This is a genomic window from Nocardia tenerifensis NBRC 101015, assembly GCF_000308715.1.
Classification (GTDB): domain Bacteria; phylum Actinomycetota; class Actinomycetes; order Mycobacteriales; family Mycobacteriaceae; genus Nocardia; species Nocardia tenerifensis.
Genome location: NZ_BAGH01000365.1, coordinates 1 through 4,707, shown reverse-complemented (window position 1 = coordinate 4,707; position 4,707 = coordinate 1). Strand labels below are relative to the sequence as shown.

General features: G+C 71.7%; 1 pseudogene. It reads left to right on the top strand.

Annotated elements, in window-relative coordinates:
- Window positions 1-4,707 (top strand): annotated as a pseudogene (locus tag ON39_RS28895) (amino acid adenylation domain-containing protein); the annotation flags it as partial.

The window sequence follows — 4,707 nt, the reverse complement described above, 5'->3', positions numbered from 1 at the left end:
GGCCGCGGTCGCCGACGACCGCCGACGCCGCCGCGGCCTCGGCCGTCGTGCTGGCCGAGCTGCCCGGCGGCGGCGTCGGCCGGATGCCGCTGACCCGGTCGTGCGGTTCATGGCGGAGCGGCGCGGCTCGTTCGGCCGGTTCAACCAGACGCTCGCGCTGGAACTGCCGGTCGGCATCGACCGGGCGGGCATCGTCGCCACCGTCGGCGCGGTCATCGACCGCCACGACATGCTGCGCGCGAGCCTGCGCGAGATCGACGACGAGTGGATCCTCGAGACCGCCGCCCCCGGCACGGTCGACGTGGACGCGCTGATCGACCACAGCACCTTCGACGCGGGCGCCACCGACGCCGAGCTGTTCGAGATCGCTTCCGCCGCACTGGATTCCTCGCTCGATCTGCTGGATCCCGCGGCGGGCGTGGTCATTCGATTCGTCTGGCTGGAGCCGGCCGGTGGCGATCGGGCCGGACGACTGATCGTCGTCGGGCATCACCTGGTGGTCGACGGTGTGTCCTGGCGCATCCTGGTGCCGGACTTCGTCGCGGCCTGGGGCCAGCGCACCGCGGGCCAGCAGCCCGAGCTGGTCGCGCCGGCCACCTCGATGCGCGCGTGGGCGCACGCGCTCGAACGCGAGGCGCGCAGTGCCGAGCGCGTCGCCGAGCTCGACCACTGGCGCTCGGTGGTCGACGCGGCCGACCCGCTGCTCACCGAGCGGCCGATGGACCCGGCGGTCGACACGTCGGGCGTCATCGAGAAGCTGCGGGTCGAGGTGTCCGCCGAGGTCACCAAGGCGCTGTTGACCACGGTGCCCGCGCTGTTCCACGGCGGCGTGAACGACGGTCTGCTCACCGCGCTGGCGCTGGCGACCGCGAAATGGCGGGCGCGCCGGGTGGGCGCCCGCGGCGACTCGCTGCTGATCCGCCTGGAAGGCCACGGCCGCGAAGAGGAGATCGTGCCCGGCGCGGATCTCTCGCGCACGGTCGGCTGGTTCACCGCGATCTTCCCGGTGCGCTTCGACCTGTCCGGCATCGACGTCGACGCCGCGCTGGCCGGCGGCCCCGCCCTCGGGCAGGCCGTCAAGGCGATCAAGGAGCAGCTGCTCGCGGTGCCCGACAAGGGCGTCGGCTACGGCCTGCTGCGCTACCTGAACCCGGAGACCGCCGCCGAGCTGCCGGTCGAGCTGCCCGGCCAGGTGAGCTTCAACTACCTGGGCCGCGTCGCCGAGGGCGATGTGCCCGAGTCGCTGCGCGGCTTCGGCTGGGTGCCCGCCGCCGAGCTGGGCTCGCTCGGCGGCGCCTATGACGCGGACATGCCCGCGATGGCGCCGCTGGACATCAACGCCATCGTGACCGGCGACAAGCTGACCGCGAACATCGGCTACCCGTCGACGCTGCTCGACGACGCCGCCGTCCGCGAGTTCGGCGAGCTGTGGACCTCCGCGCTGGAAGCGGTTGCCCGCCATGCCAACTCGACCGGCGCCGGTGGTCACACACCGTCGGACTTCGCGCTGGTGCGCGGCGTCTCGGGCCGGGCCCCGGTCCAGGCCGACATCGACGCCTGGGAGCGGCGCTTCCCGAACCTGGCCGACGTCTGGCCGCTGTCGGCGCTGCAGGCCGGCCTGCTGTTCCACGCCAGGCTCGCCGCCACCTCGGTGGACGTGTACACCGCGCAGGCGGTGCTCACCCTCACCGGCCGGGTGGACGCGGCCCGATTGCGTTCGGCCGCACAGGCTCTGGTGGACCGGTACGAGAACCTGCGCACCGCGTTCGTCACCGATCGCGACGGCAGCCCGGTGCAGGTGGTCCTGGACAGTGTCCGGGTCGCCTGGTCCGAGCACGACCGGATCGAGCAGGGCAACGGCGACGACCTCATCGCCGCGGACCGGACCCAGCGCTTCGACCTGGCCGAGCCGCCGCTGATCCGCTTCACGCTGATCCAGGTGGCGCGCGATCGCTGGCAGTTCGTGGTGGCGAACCATCACATCCTGCTCGACGGCTGGTCCATGCCGCTGCTCATGCAGGATCTGCTCGTGCTCTACGCCGCGCACGCGGACGCGGGCGTGCTGCCCGCCGTGCGGTCCTACCGGCACTTCCTGGAATGGACCGCGCAGCAGGATCATTCGGCCTCGGTCGCCGCGTGGGCCGAGGCGCTGCGCGGTGTCACCGAGCCGACGCTGCTGGCCCGCCCGGACGCCGGGCGCGAGATCACCGCGCTGTCGGGCGAGTACTTCTTCGAGCTCGACGAGGCAACCACGGCCCGGCTCACCGCGCTGGCCGGCTCGCTCGGCGTCACGCCGAACACCGTGTTGCAGACCGCGTGGGGCATCCTCGTCGGCCGGATGACCGGCCGCGAGGACGTGCTGTTCGGCACGACGGTGTCCGGGCGACCCGCCGACCTGGCGGGCGTGGAGTCGATGGTCGGCCTGTTCATCAACACCGTTCCGGTGCGGGTGCGCTTCGACCCGGCGGAGCCGGTGCGGCAGCTGCTCGCCCGGACCCAGGGCGAGCAGGCGGATCTGCTCGATCACCACTACGTCGGCCTCGCGGACATCCAGTCCGCGGCGGGCATCGGCGGACTGTTCGACACACTGGTGGTGTTCGAGTCCTACCCGGTGGACGCCGAAGGACTTCAGCAGCAGGCCTCCGACATCGACGGCATGGCGGTGGTCGGCCTCGACGCGGCCGACGCGACGCACTACCCGTTGACGCTGATCGCCCAGCTGGATTCGCGACTGCGGATCCGCGCGGGCTACCTGCGTGACCTGTTCGACGAGCAGACCGTTCGGCGCATCGCCGATCGCCTCGTCCGTGTGCTGACCGCGATCACCACGGAACCGGCTGTGCCCGTTGGGGATATCGAGCTGCTCGACGCCGCCGAGCGCGAGCTCGTGGTGTCCGGCTGGAACGACACGGCGCACGAGGTGGATTCGGCCGCGACGTTGGTGTCGAAGTTCTACGCGCAGGCCGCTGAGACGCCGGAAGCAACGGCGCTCACGTTCGAGGGGACAAGTCTCTCTTACGACGAGTTCGCCAGTCGCGTCAACCAACTCGCCCGCTGGCTGATCGCCCGCGGCGTCGGCGCGGAATCCTATGTGGCGCTGGGCATGCGACGCTCGATCGACCTCGTCGTCGGCATGTACGCTGTGACGGTGGCCGGCGGCGCGTACGTGCCGCTCGACCCGGACCACCCGGCCGAGCGCACGGAATACATTCTCGCCACGGCGGATCCGGTGTGCGTGCTGACCTCCGGCAGCGATCTCGACATCGACACCGCGCAGGTGCGCATCGACCTGCTCGATCTGAGCGGGCTGTCCGAGGCGCCCGTCACCGACGCGGATCGCCGTGCGCCGCTGCGCCCGTCGAACAGCGCGTACGTGATCTTCACCTCCGGCTCCACCGGCCGCCCCAAGGGCGTCGGCGTCTCGCACGCGGCGATCGTGAACCGCCTCGTCTGGATGCAGTCCGCCTACGGGCTGAACGCCGCCGACGCGGTGCTGCAGAAGACGCCGGCCACCTTCGACGTGTCGGTGTGGGAGTTCTTCTGGCCCTTGCAGATCGGCGCGCGCCTGGTCGTCGCCAAGCCCGACGGGCATCGCGATCCGGCCTACCTGGCCGAGGTGATCAACGCGGAGCGGGTGACGGTCACGCACTTCGTGCCGTCGATGCTCGCGGTGTTCGTCGCCGACGCGGCCGCGGCACAGTGTGATTCGCTGCGCCTGGTGTTCGCCTCGGGTGAGGCGCTGCCGCCCAAGCCCGCGCATCGACTGCGCGAGCTGACCGGCGCCGCGCTGCACAACCTGTACGGCCCGACCGAGGCCGCGGTCGACGTCACCTTCCACGAGGTCGTCGCCACCGACACGGACACGGTGCCGATCGGTGCGCCGGTGTTCAACACCCAGGTGTACGTGCTGGATTCGCGGCTGCGGCCGGTTCCGGTGGGTGTCGCGGGTGAGCTGTATCTCGCGGGCGCTCAGTTGGCTCGCGGGTACGTCGCGCGTCCCGATCTGACCAGCGATCGGTTCGTGGCCAACCCTTACGGTGGCGAGGGCGAGCGGATGTACCGCACCGGTGACCTCGTCGCGTGGACAGCCTCCGGCGAGCTGGAGTACTTGGGCCGCACCGACTTCCAGGTGAAGCTGCGCGGCCTGCGCATCGAGCTGGGCGAGATCGAGGCCGCGCTCACCGCGCTGGACGAGGTCGCCCAGGCGGTCGTGGTGGTCCGTAGCGACCAGCACACCGGCGATCAGCTCGTCGCCTACGTTATTCCCGCACCGAACGTCCGCGTGGACATCGAGTTGCTGCGCGAGGACCTGGCCGAGCGGCTGCCCGCGTACATGGTGCCGTCGGTGGTGCTGGTGCTCGACGAGTTCCCGCTCAACGCCTCCGGCAAGCTGGATCGCAAGGCGCTGCCCGCGCCGGTCTTCGAGGCCGCGGTGTTCCGCGCGCCGACCACGCCGGTGGAGGAGATCGTCGCGGCCACCTTCGCCGAGGTGCTCGGGCTCGGCACGACCGGGGACCGGGCCCAGCGCGTCGGCCTGGACGACGACTTCTTCGCGCTCGGCGGCAACTCGTTGACCGCCACCCAGGTCGCCGCGCGGCTCTCCGCCGCGCTGGACACCGATCTCGGCGTGCGCGAGCTGTTCGAGGCGTCGACGGTGGTCGCGCTCGCGGCGCGGGCGGAGACCCACGCCGGTGCGGGCGCCCGCGC